The organism is Rhodococcus pseudokoreensis, assembly GCF_017068395.1.
GTDB lineage: Bacteria > Actinomycetota > Actinomycetes > Mycobacteriales > Mycobacteriaceae > Rhodococcus_F > Rhodococcus_F pseudokoreensis.
Map to the genome: position 1 here is coordinate 5666200 of NZ_CP070619.1, position 16050 is coordinate 5682249.

Annotated in this window: 13 protein-coding genes; 10 read left to right on the forward strand and 3 right to left on the reverse strand. The window is 63.1% G+C overall.

Annotated elements, in window-relative coordinates; genetic code table 11:
• Window positions 1–775 precede the first annotated feature (775 nt).
• The 7 genes from istA to JWS13_RS31110 all read left to right on the forward strand — a co-directional run bounded on the left by istA (window position 776) and on the right by JWS13_RS31110 (window position 11267).
• On the forward strand, window positions 776–2314 hold the full coding sequence (gene istA, locus JWS13_RS31080; protein ID WP_206009185.1) for an IS21 family transposase: 1539 nt from the start codon (window positions 776–778) through the stop codon (window positions 2312–2314).
• A 64-nt stretch (window positions 2315–2378) separates the two neighbouring features.
• Complete coding sequence (istB, locus tag JWS13_RS31085; protein ID WP_206009186.1) at window positions 2379–3143, forward strand: IS21-like element helper ATPase IstB; 765 nt, start codon at window positions 2379–2381, stop codon at window positions 3141–3143.
• Window positions 3144–3508: 365 nt separating this feature from the next.
• Entirely contained in the window at window positions 3509–5335 is a 1827-nt protein-coding gene (locus JWS13_RS31090; protein WP_241032407.1) for an acyclic terpene utilization AtuA family protein, read from the forward strand.
• A complete protein-coding gene (locus JWS13_RS31095; protein WP_206009187.1) occupies window positions 5332–6114 on the forward strand; it encodes an SDR family NAD(P)-dependent oxidoreductase in 783 nt (260 codons plus the stop codon). The genes JWS13_RS31090 and JWS13_RS31095 overlap by 4 nt, the downstream gene beginning before the upstream one ends.
• A gap of 73 nt (window positions 6115–6187) precedes the next feature.
• Window positions 6188–7435 (forward strand): LLM class flavin-dependent oxidoreductase, encoded by a 1248-nt coding sequence (locus JWS13_RS31100; RefSeq protein ID WP_241032408.1) that lies wholly within the window; start codon window positions 6188–6190, stop codon window positions 7433–7435.
• A 42-nt stretch (window positions 7436–7477) separates the two neighbouring features.
• The gene (locus tag JWS13_RS31105; RefSeq protein ID WP_206011807.1) at window positions 7478–9799 is read left to right on the forward strand and encodes a CaiB/BaiF CoA-transferase family protein; all 2322 of its coding nucleotides are present in this window, start codon (window positions 7478–7480) and stop codon (window positions 9797–9799) included.
• Between the two features lie 172 nt (window positions 9800–9971).
• Complete coding sequence (locus JWS13_RS31110) at window positions 9972–11267, forward strand: MFS transporter (protein WP_206009188.1); 1296 nt, start codon at window positions 9972–9974, stop codon at window positions 11265–11267.
• Window positions 11268–11761: 494 nt separating this feature from the next.
• Here the strand turns inward: JWS13_RS31110 and JWS13_RS31115 are convergent, their stop codons facing one another.
• From JWS13_RS31115 to JWS13_RS31125, 3 genes are all read right to left on the reverse strand, one after another.
• Window positions 11762–11902: a hypothetical protein gene (locus JWS13_RS31115; protein WP_206009189.1), complete on the reverse strand. Its 141-nt coding sequence runs from the start codon at window positions 11900–11902 to the stop codon at window positions 11762–11764.
• A 956-nt stretch (window positions 11903–12858) separates the two neighbouring features.
• Window positions 12859–13446, reverse strand: a complete 588-nt coding sequence (locus tag JWS13_RS31120; protein ID WP_206009190.1) for a TetR/AcrR family transcriptional regulator — start codon at window positions 13444–13446, stop codon at window positions 12859–12861.
• 120 nt (window positions 13447–13566) lie between these two features.
• The gene (locus JWS13_RS31125) at window positions 13567–14016 is read right to left on the reverse strand and encodes a limonene-1,2-epoxide hydrolase family protein (RefSeq protein ID WP_206009191.1); all 450 of its coding nucleotides are present in this window, start codon (window positions 14014–14016) and stop codon (window positions 13567–13569) included.
• Between the two features lie 186 nt (window positions 14017–14202).
• Between JWS13_RS31125 and JWS13_RS31130 the strand changes: the two genes are divergently transcribed.
• Genes JWS13_RS31130 through JWS13_RS31140 form a run of 3 tightly spaced genes read left to right on the forward strand, consistent with a single transcriptional unit; the run spans window position 14203 to window position 16042 of the window.
• Window positions 14203–14544, forward strand: a complete 342-nt coding sequence (locus tag JWS13_RS31130; protein ID WP_061698660.1) for a hypothetical protein — start codon at window positions 14203–14205, stop codon at window positions 14542–14544.
• Window positions 14541–15302, forward strand: a complete 762-nt coding sequence (locus JWS13_RS31135) for an SDR family NAD(P)-dependent oxidoreductase (protein ID WP_206009192.1) — start codon at window positions 14541–14543, stop codon at window positions 15300–15302. The genes JWS13_RS31130 and JWS13_RS31135 overlap by 4 nt, the downstream gene beginning before the upstream one ends.
• On the forward strand, window positions 15299–16042 hold the full coding sequence (locus JWS13_RS31140; protein ID WP_206009193.1) for an SDR family NAD(P)-dependent oxidoreductase: 744 nt from the start codon (window positions 15299–15301) through the stop codon (window positions 16040–16042). Before JWS13_RS31135 ends, JWS13_RS31140 begins: the two co-directional genes overlap by 4 nt.
• Window positions 16043–16050: the final 8 nt, after the last annotated feature.

The following is a 16050-nucleotide window of genomic DNA, read 5'->3' on the forward strand; positions in this document are numbered from 1 at the left end:
ATGATTACGGCATAGCTCAAACAGGTTCTCGGTGAACCGGATGGGCCCGCACCGTTCTGTGTGTCACGTGTCCCCATCATTTCGACGCGTACCACCCACCGCCGGTGGGCCGTTCGCAAGCAACCCGTACCTTTGGCATTCCGTCGTCGTTGAGGGATTGCCGTAGCCGGCCGACTGACGCGAATGCGAAGCCGAGCCGCGGGCGCACTGCCGCGGTCGGATCGATCAAATCGACCATTGCTTGCCGTCGCCGGGTCGCCGTCGGCAGAGTCGGTTCACCGGCGGCTCCGGACTGCCCCTTGAGGGTGAGGGACCAGTCGAATCGCTGTGGTGGAGGAAGTGCGGAGGTACTGCGCCGGACGTACAGCGCGCTGGGCGCTGGAGGCCCCTTGACTGGGCGGCGTAGTCCACCCTGCGCTCGTCCCCGCCCATCGTTGGTGGTCGCAGCGCCGTTGCCATTATTGCTGACTGCGATATGGGGAAAATCGAAGAGCTTCTCGCATCGCTTGTTATTCGCGAACTCGGCGCCGGGAACAACCGGTGCAGGTGGTGGTTCGGCCGACTCGTCCATGGCGGCGGCGCACTGTCAGCGGTCATGTAATTCCCCAGGTTGAGGGGTTTGTCCGTCACGTAATTCCCCACCCGGCCGTCACGTAATTCCCCACCCTCGGGGCGTGTCGGCCGGGGTTCCGGTGCTGCTGCAGGTTCGCTCCTGACTGGGCCACCGACGGCGGGCCCGGGAAGGGGCCTGACGGTGGCAAGGAGAACGTGGACGATGATTGATCTGATGGAGTTGTTCCGGCATTGGCATGCCGGCCGGTCCCAGGTGCAGATCTCGACGGCCCTGGGGATCGATCGTAAGACGATCCGGAAATACTTGGCTCCCGCGTTGGCGGCCGGGTTGGCGCCTGGCGAGGGCGGGAATTTTGACGAAACGCTGTGGTGGGAGTTGATCGCCGGGTGGTTCCCGGAGGTCGGTGACCCGGCGGCGCGGGCGGTGACGTGGCCGGCGATCGCCGCGCACCACGACTGGATCGACGGGCAGCTGGCCGCGTCGGTGACGGTCGCGACGATCGCGCAACGCCTGCGTGACGATTACGGCGTCGTGGTGTCCGAATCGACGGTGCGACGTTATGTGGCAGCGCAATTCGCCGAGAAGGTCGCCGAGGCGAAGGTGACGGTGCCGCGGGGTGCGGTCCCGCCCGGTGACGAGGCCCAGGTCGACTACGGCAAGCTCGGGATGTGGCGGGATCCGGCCACCGACCGGCGGGTGGCGGTGTGGGCGTTCGCGATCATCCTGGCTTGTTCGCGGCTGCTGTTCGTGCAGCCGGTGTTGCGGATGGACCAGTCCTCGTGGTGCGCCTCGCACGTGGCGGCGTTCGAGTTCTTCGGCGGCACCCCGGCCCGGATCGTGTGCGACAACCTCAAAACCGGGGTGGACCGGCCGGATTTGTACGACCCGAAGATCAACCGCGCCTACGCCGAACTCGCCGCGTTCTACGGGGTGCTGATCGACCCCGCCCGCGCCGGCAAACCCAAGGACAAGCCCCGGATCGAACGCCCGATGCCCTACATCCGGGACTCGTTCTGGAAGGGACGGGAGTTCACCTCGCTGCCGCAGATGCAGGACGCCGCCCTGGCCTGGTGCACCGACGTCTACGGCCGACACAATCACCGTGGTCTCGACGGCGCGCAACCCGTAGCTGTGTTCGACGCCATCGAAAAGCGCAGTCTCACAGCACTTCCCCCCAGACCGTTCGAATCGGTCCTCTACCAGGTCGGCAAGGTCGCCCCGGACTGTCACGTCAAGGCCGGCAAGGCCCTGTATTCGGTGCCCTGGCGGCTGATCGGCCAGCAGGTGCTGGCCCGCACCTGCGGCGACATGGTGCAAATTTTTCACGCCGAGCAGGTCGTCGCCACCCATGTGCTGCACCTGTCGGGGCGATCGACGAACATCGAGCACTACCCACCGCACAAGATCGCCTACACACTGCAGACCGTGTCCTGGTGCCGGGCGCAGGCCGAGCAGATCGGCCCCGGCGCCGTCGCCATCGTCGGCGAGTTATCACAGGTCAACGCCCTGCACAGGCTCCGGGCGATCCAAGGCATAGTCCGGCTGCGGGACCGCTACGACGACGCCCGCCTCAACGCGGCCTGCGCCCGCGCCCTCGCGGTCGGCGACCCCACCTACCGCACCGTCAAGGGCATCCTCGCCGCCGGCACCGAACACGACGGACAAGCCGAGGTGTCCGCGGCGCCAGCGCCGGCATTCCTGCGCGGACCCGACGCCTTCGACAACGAACGCACCGCCTAAGCGTTGAACGCTGCTATGACATGCACTGCACAACAAGTACTTTCACAAGAACAAGGGACTGGTCATGACAATTCACGACCCCAGCCTGCGGGCTGCACTGAAGACGTTGAAGTTGACCGGGATGCTCGACACCCTCGACGCCCGGCTCGCCCAGACCCGGGACGGGCAGCTCGGACACCTCGAATTTCTGCAGGTGCTGTGTGAGGACGAGATCGCCCGCCGGGAAACGGCGGCGCTGGCCCGCCGGCTGCGGCGGGCCAAGTTCGAACAGCAGGCTACCTTCGAGGACTTCGACTTCACCGCCAACCCGAAACTCCCGGCGGCGATGCTGCGGGACCTGGCCGCCCTGCGCTGGCTCGACGCCGGCGAGTCCGTGATCCTCTACGGACCCGTCGGAGTAGGCAAAACACATGTGGCACAAGCGCTTGGGCATCATGTCGCTCGCCGAGGTGGGGACGTGCGGTTCGTCAAGTGCTCCCGCATGCTCGCCGACCTCGCCGGTGGCCATGCCGACCGCACCATCGGTCAGCGGATGCGGGAATACACCCGGCCACTGGTGTTGATTATCGATGATTTCGCGATGCGCGAGCACACCACCACCCAGTCCGATGACCTCTACGACCTGGTTTCCGATCGTGCGATCGCCGGCAAACCTCTGATTCTGACGAGTAACCGCGCCCCGAAGGACTGGTATCCGCTGTTCCCGAACCCGGTCGTCGCCGAGTCCCTCCTCGACCGGCTGATCAACACCAGCCATCAAACCCTGATGGACGGCCCGTCCTACCGGCCCCGCAAACGACCCGGGCACCGCACCGCCAACGCAACCTGATCCGAACCCCTATCCACTCGGGTTACCCTCAACTCAGCACACCCGAGCATGGGGAATTACGTGACGGACACCCCTGGGGAATTACGTGACGGTCGACACGCACGAACGCTACCAGCGTTTGGGGCTGGATGCGACCAGTAGCTCGGCGAGCAGGATGCCGCCCTGCAATGCCGTGCACACTGAGCGCGATCTGGCGGTTGCGAAGTGGGAGTGTGGTCGTTGAGGACCCGAGATCGGTGCTGAAGTCGGTCTTCGGGTCAATTCGTGGGAGGACACTCGGCGATTTCCGGTGGTCGTCGCACGGCGTCTTCCGTAATCATTTTCGGTGGTTGACGGTGGGGTGTCTCACATGCAACAGTTCCAATATGGGAGCCAAAAATGTATCCAATTCAGTCTTGCGTGTCGGACAGTTCGTCGCCTACCACGGCGATCGCGCTGATGGCATGCGCGAACTCCTCGATGCCGGGGTCGATATCCTGACCGGCGACTACCTAGCCGAACTCACCATGCTCGTACTGAGGAAGAACCAACTCCGCGGCGGACCAGGATATGCAGCGGCCTTCGTCGAGCAACTCGAGCAGTTCTTACCGCAGATCGCCAAGGATGGGGTCAAGGTAGTTACCAACGCCGGCGGCCTCGACCCGGCGGCCTGTGCGGCCGCAGTTCGTGACGCATGCGCGCGTCGCGGTGTCGAACTGTCGGTGGCGTGGATCGAAGGTGACGATCTTCGCGAAGATCTCTCGACAATTCTCGGGCCGGAGGGCACACTCCGAAATTTTGACACCGGTGACGACTTGTCCCTCGAAGACACCGAGATACTTACAGCCAATGCGTATCTCGGAGCGTGGCCAATCGTGTCCGCACTCGAAGCGGGCGCGGACATCGTGATATGCCCGCGAGTGGCCGACGCGTCCCTGGTTGTGGGCCCATCGGCCTGGCATTTCGGGTGGCGCCCCGACGATTTCGACATGCTGGCCGGTGGGGTTGTCGCTGGTCATCTCATCGAATGCTGCGCCCAGGTCACTGGGGGGCAGTTCGCCCTCTTTCATGAGTTTCCTGACCTCGGCCTGCCCGGTCTTCCCATCGCGGAGATCCGCGCGGATGCCAGCGCTGTGATCACCAAACCAGTTGGGTCCGGGGGAACTGTGAACACCGACACGGTGACTGCGCAGCTGCTCTATGAGATCGGTGGCACGGAGTATCTGAACCCAGATGTCACCGTGGATCTGACCTCGGTTCGGGTCCAGCAGGATGGAGTCGACCGCGTCCTCGTCTCTGGTACGCGTGGAAGGGCGCCGAACGACACGACCAAATTGTCCCTGACCTTCGAGGGTGGGTACCGGAACACTCTCACCGTTGGGCTCACCGGGATGCACGTAGCGGAGAAGCTCGCCTGGTTGCGTCGCGAAGTGGAATCTGCAGTCGGCAAGCCGGAGACATTTGAGGCATTCCGTTGGACCGTCGTGGGACCGGCTGCCGAGGTGGACGGTGACCAGGAGCAGGTGTCAGCGTGGGTTGTGATCACCGCTCGTGACAAGAATCGAGCAAAGGTCAGTCGCGCAGGCTTCGCCGACAGGATTGTGCAACTCGGCATCTCGAACATCCCGGGGTTCTATATGACCACGCCGCCTCAGCGGGAGCGACTTTTCGGGGTGCAGTGGCCATGCTTGATCGGGAAGAAGCATGTCGATACGCGGGTGCGAATCGGCGACGAACGGCAGATCGACGTTTCGTGGCAGGTGTGGCCCGTCGGTGAACCTGCCTCGGCGCCTGCCGCATCCATTGCGTCAGCGTCATCCGTCAACGACGGTGAGACCGCAACAGTGCGGGTGCCGTTGGGTGAGGTCGTCGGCACGCGTTCCGGGGACAAGGGCGGTACTGCGAATCTCGGAGTGTGGGCCCGGAGCGCGGAGGCATACTCATGGCTATCGGAACACCTGACAGTTGATCGGTTTCGTGAACTCATTCCCGAATCCGCTGAACTCAAGGTTGAGCGTTTCGAGTTCCCCAACGTCAACGGCCTCAACTTCGTCCTGTTCGGATACTTGGAGAAGGGTGTGTCCTCGTGCACCCGGATCGATCCGCAGGCGAAAGGCCTCGGTGAATACCTTGCAAGCCGACGGGTCGACGTTCCTATGGCACTCGTTCCGGATCTTTCCGGCGTATCGTCCGTAATGGAGGTCATGCGATGATCGATTTCGGTCTTGCCGGCTCAGTGATAGTCGTGACCGGGGCCGCGTCTGGTATCGGTCGGGCGATCGCTCAAGCTGCTTCTGTTCAGGGCGCGGCAGTTGCGGTCCTGGACCGCAATCTTGATGCTGCCCGAGCGGCCGCACTGCAGCTCTCGCCTACCTCCTGCGCGTACGTGCTCGACGTTCGTGATCCGGACGCCACTGACGAGGTATTCGACTCGGTCGAGGCCCAAATGGGTCCGATCACTGGGGTCGTCGCGTGCGCCGGGTTGTCTCAGCCGGCGCCCGCTGAAGAAATGGCGCCAGCGAACTGGGCTAATGTCCTGGATGTCAATCTCACCGGCACCTTCCTGACCCTGCAGGCGGCCGGCCGCAGAATGTTGCCGCGCGGGAAGGGTGCGATGGTGGCCGTTGGCTCAGTGGATTCATTGGGCGGACACCACGGACGAGCACACTACGTGTCCACGAAGTTCGGAGTGGCGGGCATCGTCAAAACTCTCGCGATCGAGTGGGGTGGGCGTGGTGTCCGAGTGAATGGGATCGCGCCCGGCCCGGTGGACACTCCGCTGTTGCGCCGCAATATCTCCGAAGACGCCATTCGCGACACAATGCTCAACCGGATACCCCTGGCGAGGTTGTCCACCGGGAGCGATCAGGCGAATGCCGTCCTATTTCTCCTGTCTGAAGCTGCTGCGTATGTCACCGGCACCATGTTGCCGGTGGACGGCGGCCTCACGGCCGGATACTTCACACACTCCACCCCCCGTTCAGTGACCTAGACGCCGTATGACTCGGTCTGTGATCTAGGCGTCATTTTCGCTTGTAGGATTGGAGCCAATTTTGTAGACTAATGTGGCTGCCGTTCATCAAGGCCTCCGTATCGGGCGCCTTCATTTCACGAGTTCAGACAAATTCCAATTACTGGAGGAAACAGCAATGAATGCTGAGCCCCGCCGGATGCGCTTTGGCGTGTTCCTCGGTCCATACCACCGGTTCGGTGTAAACCCGAATCTCGCGATGCAGCGTGACCTCGAGCTGGCATCCCACCTCGAGCGGCTCGGGTTCGACGAGATCTGGTACGGCGAACACCATTCCGGTGGCGTCGAGACGATCGCTTCGCCAGAGCTCATGATCGCGGCGGCCTCTCAGTGCACCGAGAGGATCCGACTCGGCACCGGAGTGTCTTCGCTGCCGTATCACCAGCCGTTCGTGCTGGCCGATCGGATCATTCAGCTCGATCACATGACGCGGGGCCGAATGATGTTCGGCGTCGGCCCGGGCCAACTGCTCGACGACGCCAGGATGATCGGAATCGAGCCCTCAACCCAACGGGCCAGAATGGAGGAGGCGCTTGATGTCATTCTGCGTCTCTTCGCCGGCGAAACGGTCACCGCGAAAACCGAGTGGTTCACACTGCAGGATGCGGTGCTTCAGCTGCCGCGGTACTCGAACTTCGAGATCGCTGTGACGGGCGCGGTGTCGGCGACCGGGCCTTCACTCGCAGGTAAGTACGGAACAAGTCTGCTGTCGCTGGCGGCCACCGACCCCGTCGGGCTCGAGCGGCTTGCGGGGCACTGGGAGATCGTCGAGACCGAGTCCGCCGCCAGCGGACATGTCCCGAGCCGCGACAACTGGCGACTGCACGGTCCGATGTACATTGCGGAGACATTCGAGCAGGCGAAGAAGGACGTTGCCTACGGGATGCCGTGGCTTCTTGAATACTTGTCGCACATTGCCCCGACGGCGCTCAAGAACTTTGACTCAATTGACGGCCTCGTGAAGGAAATCAACGAATCCGGACGTGGAGTGGTCGGAACGCCGGAGATGGCAGTTGAGCAGTTGACCCGCCTCCAGGAGAAGTCCGGCGGTTTCGGAACGTACCTGTTCCAGGGGTCCGACTACGCCCGGTGGCCCAACACCTTGCGCAGCTACGAACTCTTTGCGGAGGAGGTCATGCCACGGGTGAACGGGCAACTCGAGCCGCTCAAAGCCAGCGTCGATCGGGTGCTGGCAAGCGGAAAGGAAGGTGCCGAGACGACCGCGCGCTCACAGGCGGAGGCCACCGAGCGGTACAACCGCCTGCGCGCCGAACGCAGCTGAGAGTCGGTTGTGTCCGTTCGCTGATCCAAAGAAGGGGTGACGATGCTATCGCGTGTCGGGAGCAATTCCGGGCCGCTCACGGACCTCGTGGTGCTAGAGGTCTCGGCCCGCGCAGCCGGTGCTTACTGTGGACGACTCCTGTCCCTACTCGGTGCGACAGTGGTCAGAGTCGAGGCGCCATTGGTGCTTGACGTGCCGGCGGCCCTCGACGATATCGTGGCTAATTCGCTCAATCGCGGCAAGCAGAGCGTTGAGTTCGACAGTGCCGACCTCGCTGAGATAGCTCGACGTTGCAGCGTCGTCGTCGTGGATTCACGCGACGATGACGCTGCCGACGGTAAGTTCACAGCGATCACGCGTGCGGTGCAGGAAGTCTGCCCACCAAGGACCCCGGTGGTCGATCTCGGCGGACTACGTCAGACGCTCGACAACACCGCGGCAGCAGTGCCGTTTGCACCGATCATCGCCACAGCGGCATCAGGTCTGGCGTGGGGTATCGGGTCGCCGGATTCGGAACCACTATCCTTGCCGTTCGACCTCGCGGATTACCTCACCGGAACGGAGGGGGCTGCGGCTGCCGCACTGGCACTCCTGCGTTCGGTGGGAGAGGTAGACGATGTGGGCCAGCACTGGGATGTAACCGCGGCAGATGTGCTCTCGTACTACGTCGGTCAGATCGGATCCAACTTTCTTCCCTACGATCGCCCATGGCGGCGTGACGGTCCACGCGCGACGCTGTCAGGAGGCTCCTATCCTGCGGCGATGTTCCCTTGCCAAGACGGTTGGGTGTCGATTATGTGCCGAACCCAGCGTGAGTACGACGGACTTCTCGACGGATTGGGGCGCCCGGAGTGGACTCGATCGGCCAACTTCACCGATCCACGGGTCGTGGCCCGGTTGCACGCGGACGAGGCCGACAAGCATCTCACGGCATGGACGAGCGCCCGCACACGCGACGAGGTCTTTGCCGTCGGTCGACAGTACGGATTTCCCGTCGCACCGGTGCTGACCATCGCGGAGTCTCTCTCCGAGGAGCAGTTCGCTCACCGAGGGTTCTTCGAATCTGGACCGAACCAGATGGTCCTGCCTGGATCGCCATACCATCTCTACCGAACAGAGGCTTCTGAGAAAGACCGGACTCGAGTGTCAGGTTGGCCTGCGGCCGAGGCCCAATCGTCCAAGCAGCCATTAGCTGGACTCCGCGTCCTCGACCTGTCCTGGGTGTGGTCCGGGCCCATGGTGACCGCCACGCTGCGTGACCTCGGTGCAGAGGTAGTGAAGGTGGAGCACCGCAGTCGCGCCGATCCAGCCAGATTGCGAGGTCGGGCCCTTCGCAATGGGGTCCCGGTCGATGGGCCGGAACTCGAGGTCACGCCGTACTTCAATCAGCTCAATCGTGCCAAGCGCAGCGTCGCTATCGACATGGGCTCAACAGAGGGGGCGGCGTTGATCGGCCGACTTGCTGCGGAGTCGGACGTGGTGGTGGAAAACATGCGGCCGGGAGTGCTGGCTCGCAGGGGACTGGACTATGAATCCCTGTCTCAGACAAACCCTGGCCTCGTGATGGTCTCGATGTCGATGCTTGGCCAGACCGGCCCCCTGAGCGGGATCAGGGGATACGCGCCGGTGATGTCCGGCTTGGCCGGATTGGATTCCCTCGTCGGATACGACTCCGATCGGCTGATCGGAACGTACAACCCTGCCCTTGGCGACCCGAATGGAGCCGGCCATGCACTGGTCGCGCTCTTGTCAGCGCTTGTCGGACGGCAACGCACCGGGCAGGGGTGCTACATCGACCTATCGCAGGTGGAGGCATTGCTCAGCGTTTTGACCGGACCGATCATCCAGGCTCAGGTGGACGGACACGTTCCGGTACCTGCGAACAGACACCAGCGCCTACCGTTGCATGGCACCTTCGCCTGTGCAGGAACCGACAATTGGGTCTCGATTGCGGCTCGCACAGAACGCGAACTGTCTGCCGTCGGAGCGGTCGTGAATGCGCCACACATGGCTTCCAGTTCGAGCATCACAGCACTCGTACGGGAGTGGACGGTCGATCGTGATGCTGATGCGGTTGCCAATGTCATGCGTGCCCAAGGGGTCCCGGCCGCTCGCGTCGTTGGATACGAAGAGGCGCTCTTCGGCGAGCGGGCGAGTGAACGGGGTGTAGGGACTGTCACCAGCCATCGTTGGCTGGGAGAGCAGATGGTAGTTACTGTTCCGTGGAAGGTTGATGGCCACGGATTCACTGCGGGCGGGGCCGCTCCCCAACTCGGCGAGGACACGGAGGCCGTTCTCGCGGAAGTGCTCGCACTAAGGGCGGCGGATCTCGCCGAGCTTCGACAGCGTGCCGTAATCGAGTAGTCATGAACGATTCGGCCAACAGCTCGCACAACACACAGGTCGTGCACGCGACCTTTTCTCCGATCAGCGCATGCACTCCGCATGGCTGTGTGCGTATACCGTTCGCGATCTCAAGGGCGTAAACGTCCGCGAACTCGCGGAGGGCCCGTTGCCCAGACAAGGAATCATTGCAATGACGCAGACCAACACATCTCACGCTACTGACGACGTACAGTACGACCCTCCCGAGCGAGAGGAGTGGCGTCGCGGCTGGACGGTTGTGCTCGCTGCCGCACTCGCCTATGGAGCAGGTCCGGTTCTCCTCCTCACTACGGCGAGCGTTTTCATCAACCCCACGATCGAGGCCACAGGTTGGAGTAGAAATCAGGTACTCATCTCGCCTCTACTCACCGCTATCTTCGCGGCGTTCAGTCCGGTGGCCGGGCGACTTGCGGACCGGTACGGCGCTCGGCGCGTCGTAGCATCCGGATTAGCAGCTTACACAGTCGTATTGGTGGTCTTCGCGTTCACCCCGCTCAATCTCGCGACCTTCTACGCGCTAGCGGTTCTCATGGGAATCTTTGGTGCGGTCGGGTACATCGTCCCCATCAACCGAGCGGTGGCGAGCTGGTTCGAAAAGGGCGCGGGTAAGGCCTTCGGCCTGGTCGGGGCGGGGGGCGCGGCGATGCCTCTCATCGCAGTACCGCTGGTCGCCTTTGTGATCTATACCTTCAGCTGGAAGGCCGGATATCTGCTTCTCGCAGGATGTATCCTCGTCATCGCTCTGCCAGCGGTCCTCATCGGCCTCAAGACGCGGCCAGAAGACCACGTCGAAGGTGTCAGGGTATCGGAGCATGCGAGCACCGCAGAGGACATCGCGCCACGTAAGATACTCATGTCATACCGCTTCTGGATTTTTGCTCTCGCTTCGGTGCTCGCATATGGGACCACACAAGGATTCCTCGCACACATGCAGCCGATCATGCTCGACGGCGGCTTCAGCGTAGCGTTGGCGACAACCGCCACGACGTTGATCACTGTCGGTGTGCTCATCGGACGCCTGGGGGCCGGCGTGCTGCTCGACATCGTGTCGCGCTACCCGGTGGCGATCGGTATCTTCCTCATCTCAGCCGTCGGCGCAATCGGCTTGGCCAACTTCGCGCTGCTAGTACCTGTCGTGATCATCGTCGCAGCCATGGCGGTTTCGGTGAGCCAAGGCGCCGAGGGAGATATCATTGCCTACTTCATGTTGCGGGACCATGGTCGAAAGCACTTCGGTACTCTTTTCTCCGCCGTGTATGCAGTCAATGCGGTCGGTGGACTCAGTGGTCCGTACGTCTTTGGAACACTTCGAGACTCTACGGGTAGCTACGCTGTTGCCAGTTATGTCGGTTCTGCGCTCTTTGCGGTGGCTGCGCTGTTGATGGCCCTCTACTGGGCAACTGCACGACGCGCAACTCCGTCGGCCGCACTGGAGAATCGAGCGTAGTGGCAACCTGTCTGGGCGACAGATATCGAGATCGCGGACGCGTTGTGGGGGAACAAGTTGAACGCGCTACTGCAGGAGTGATCCCGAATGACGGTGTGCTTGCGGACTGGTGGGGATTCTCGGAATAGCGGTTCGGCGTTCCATGTCGGCAACCTATGAGTGGGCAGATCGGCCGAGTTAGCTGTCGATCTGCCCACCGTCATGACTATCGCTGCCTCCATCGGTATCGGTCGGGTATTGACAAGTCGGGCTCGTCGATCCACGGGAACGTTGATTGGCGGGGACCGCCAGGTCCTCGGAAGCCGCCTAAACCCGTGCCGCCCATCACACGGGGTCAACTCTAGTTGGGTAGGACGTTACCGTGACGACCCCGTGCTACGTGCGAGCCAGAGGCCGACGAGTCGGCATAGTCAAAATCAAAGGAGCGAATTGCCGTGATCCTGGATGTTACCGATAGCTCTCTGGATGTTCGCGAGACGGACGACTTACGCCGCCTACACGTTGAGGTACCAGAACTGCCCGCTACCGGCGTGGTGCTGGCAGTTCTTCGCGATGCGAACCTGGTCGCCGCCATCGATGGCACTGAGGTACTCCTCCACGCCCATGTGCTCCGTCAGGCGGCAGGATCTGGACACGGAAGCGATTGGCACTCAAGTTTCGATGCGATGCTCCGGTACGCGGCGACCAAGGGCTGGTATGACGAGACGTGTGGAACGATCCGAGTCCACTGCCAGGCCCGTCGACCTGGTGATACGGCAAACCGGCCTTGATTTTCCACTCGAAACAGCAAGCTCGGGACTCCTCGTGGACGTCGCAGTGGGGATAGGCGCAGCTTCCAGCTTGAGCCTGGCCGCCACCGCCGAACACTTGAACGCACCCTGCGCCGAAGTGGTTGGGGGCGATCTCCCAGGCTCTGCCACACACGCCATCACAAGGCCGTCGCTGCGACGCTCGAAAGTCCACTCTGCCAGGCCTTCGTTTGGAGGATCCCCGCCAAGGTCCTTAACCATCATCGACGCTCGATCTAACAAATGGTGTTGCGGCGACCTCGTCGGCTTGACACGAGAGGCGATCCATCGACGCCACTCGGTTCGGCGACACTACCTCCCGGATCATTCGGGAGGCGGGGGCAAGAAGTTCTATCGAACCGTTGTCCCGCGGCACGGGACCGGGAAGGACATCGCGGAGTCGACGGCCGTCTGTGATGCCGGCTACCTGTACGAACTGGGTGAAGCGCGGATTGGCCTGCAGGATGCCGAATGGAGTGCTTGGGGTGCACTCGAGGCTCGAAGGAGCTGGTGGTTGGAACCCGCACCTGCGTTCTGTGCGGGAAGCGATAGCGATCGGCACAGTTGCACCCACGGACGCGACCCGAGCGACTGAGAGAGCGCCGAGACTTGTCGGTGCGAGGGCGATCCGCCGAGATATGCTCCTCGAGCGGGCGTTCAGAAGCGCCACCCCGGTTCCACCGCCAAGGCAGCTCCGGCCAGGCCTACGGAATGATTAATCGCGGGGCCCTGGACTTCGTCGGCTGACCCGAGCAAGCACGGAATCCGGTGTCGCTGAGCGGTCGGCGGCACCACATCGCGAATCAGTCGGCGAGGGCGACGGCACCACGGACGAGAAGATCGAGGACTTCGTCCTTCGACAACGTGCCGTGCTCGAGCCATTCGGTCGTGGCGCCGCTGATCATTCCTTGGAAAGCGCGCACCCGGGCGCGAGAGACTTCCGAATCGGGCATCTCCGTGACCGCAAGAATGCGATCCTCCCAGGAGGCGAGGCTACCTCTGAGGAGAGCTGCGATTTCCTCATCAGCGGTTCGATGCGCTCGCATCAGTGCGGTGAATGTCGCGCGGTTCTCCTCCACGAGGTTCAGCCATCGAGTGAACAGCGCCCGGGTGGCATCGGCGACAGGGACGTCGTGTTGTGCCACTCCTCGCGGGAGGTGCGACGGCAGGGCGGAGAAGCGGCGCACGACCTCGAGGTAGAGGTTGCGCTTGTTGCCGAAGTGGTAGTTGAGATTCGTGCGGGTGGTGCCTGCTGCGCGCGCCAACTCCTCGGTCGAGACGGAGTCGTATGCGTGGTCAGCGAAGATGCGCTGCGCAGCCTCGATCATCCGCTCTCGACGATCGTCGGCATCGAGCCGGACCCGTCGATCGGGAGCATGATTGACCGTCATAGGGATACCGTAGCCGTCTGCTCCTCGGATTGGGGCCTCGGCGGCCGAGACAGGTGTGGGTCCTGTCGACTGGACCCACACCTGTGTTCCCTTACCGGATCGGTGCCGCGGACACCTGGACTATCCACCCAGGGCGAAGTCGACGGCTTCCTCGAAATTTCGCAGGTCGAAGTAGTCACGCCATTCGGCGATCTTGCCGTTCTGGATGTGCAGGATGCCGTTGACGGGCAACTCGAACGACTTCCCGGTGGGAAGCGCCGTCAGCAGATCGACCCTTTCGGTGAACACGATCCCATCCCGGGACGCGATGTAGAAGGTGTCGATCTTGTCGATGCGCAACACGGTGAACAGGCCGGCGAGCGTCGTATGGACGGCATCGCGTCCATACGCGGCGGGCAGGGGCATGTTCTGGTACATCGTGTCGTCGGCGAAGTAGTCGATGAGACGGTTGGCGTCATTGCTGCTGAGGGCCTCCATGAACTCGAGCACCAATGCCTCGTCGGCGCCCACAGGTTTCGCTGCTCCCGAAGAAGGGTCGGCCCACTGGGGTCGTTGAATCGACTGTGTCACTTTCACTCTCCTGTTGATTGGGTGTATGCCAGAGTGATCGCCAACGTATATGGCGCCGATCACACGCGATGTCCCATATCGAGACAGTCCGCAGCGGTCACACGCTCGTGCGTATCGAAATGCGACGATCACGACCCGGTGTCGGATGTGAGGCTCGAAGCACCAGCTCACAACCCGGGAGACAAGATGTACGTAGAGGTGACGCCGCCCGGACCGCCCACGGTCCGGGAACCCGATGACTTTCACCGCCTGTCGATCGTGGCGACCAACTCCGGGCAGGCGCCGAGTTCGGTACTCGACGCGCTCCTGTCCGTGAATCTAGCCGTCACTGGGTCGACCCTCGATGCAGTCAAACTCGATGTGGCAGCACTTCGGGAGGCGGCGCGATCAGCTCACCCCACGACCCCCACCCCGCAGTGGGAGCACAGTTTCGACGCGATGCTCGACTACGCACAGCACAAGGGCTGGTTCGAGCCGAACGCCGGCACTGTGGCCGCACATATCGAATGGATGGAAGCCACCCGATGATCATCACTCCCGACACCGTTGCCCTGGTCACCGGAGGAGCGTCAGGCCTGGGCCTGGCCACCACCGCGGAGCTCGTCAGAGCAGGCGCACGTGTCGTCGCGCTCGATCTTCCGTCGGCGGACCTGAGCGGTCTGCACGAGTTCGACGGCGCCGTGAGATTCGTGGGCGCCGATGTACGAGAAAGTGACCAGGTCGGACCCGCTGTCGATATCGCCGCGGGATGGGGTGACCTGCGAATTGTCGTCAACTGCGCGGGGATCGGTGATCCCGCCCGCACCCTGAGCTCGAAAGGGCCGCTCGATCTCGACCGATTCCGCCGAGTGATCGAGGTCAACCTGATTGGCAGCTTCAACGTCATCCGCCTCGCAGCGCCCGCTGTCGCCGGAACCGAAGCCGTCGACGGTGAACGCGGTGTCATCGTCAACACCGCGTCGGTCGCGGCCTACGACGGCCAGATCGGACAGGCGTCGTACTCGGCCTCCAAGGGCGGCATCGTCGGGATGACACTGCCGATCGCCCGGGACCTCGCGGACCGACTCGTGCGGGTGATGACAATCGCCCCTGGCATGTTCGAAACCCCTATTCTCAAAGGACTTTCGGACGACGCACGCGCATCGCTCGAAGCTCAGGTCCCGCACCCGTCCAGGCTGGGGCGGCCCGCCGAGTACGCCGGACTGATCCGGCACATCGTGGAGAACCCCATGCTCAACGGCGAAACGATCAGACTTGACGGAGCGATCCGAATGGCGCCCCGATGACCACCGCCGAGAACCGGGTCGCTCTTGTCACCGGTGCAAGCCGAGGAATCGGCGCCCGGATTGCCACCGCCCTCGCTCACCGCGGGTGGGACCTCACCCTCAGCGCCCGCCGTCCGGAGTCGCTGCAGGATTTCGCTGAGAATCTTGCAGAGAAGACCGGCAGGCGGGTCCTCGCGGTTCCCGCCGACATGTCTGACGAAGATGCTGTCTCCGAACTCGCCGGACGTCACGATGAATCCTTCGATCGGCTCGACGCGCTCGTCCTCAACGCCGGAATGGGTGCGATCGGACCGTTCTCCGACTTTCCGCTACGCAAGCTGGACAAGCTGTTCACCGTCAACGTCAGGTCCGCGTATCAACTCGTCCAGCAGCTCCTGCCGACGCTTCGAGAGACAGGTACCGGTTCGACGACGGGTGCCCGCGTCATCGCGATGGCATCGATGGCCGGGGTCAGCGCAGAGCCGCTGAACTCCGCCTACGGGGCCACCAAAGCCGCGCTGATCTCCCTGTGCGAAACCCTCACCGTGGAGGAACACGCCCACGGCGTCTCCGGTGTCGCCGTGTGCCCCGGTTACGTCGCCACCGACATGACGGCAAGCCGGGACGATGTCGACGCCGACACGATGATCACAGCCGACGACGTCGCCGACCAGACAGTCGCAGTGACTCAACTGTCACGGACAGTCGTCATTCCGCGGCTGCTATTGACCCGCCCGGGGCCCAACCTCTGGCACGCCTGACCCACCCA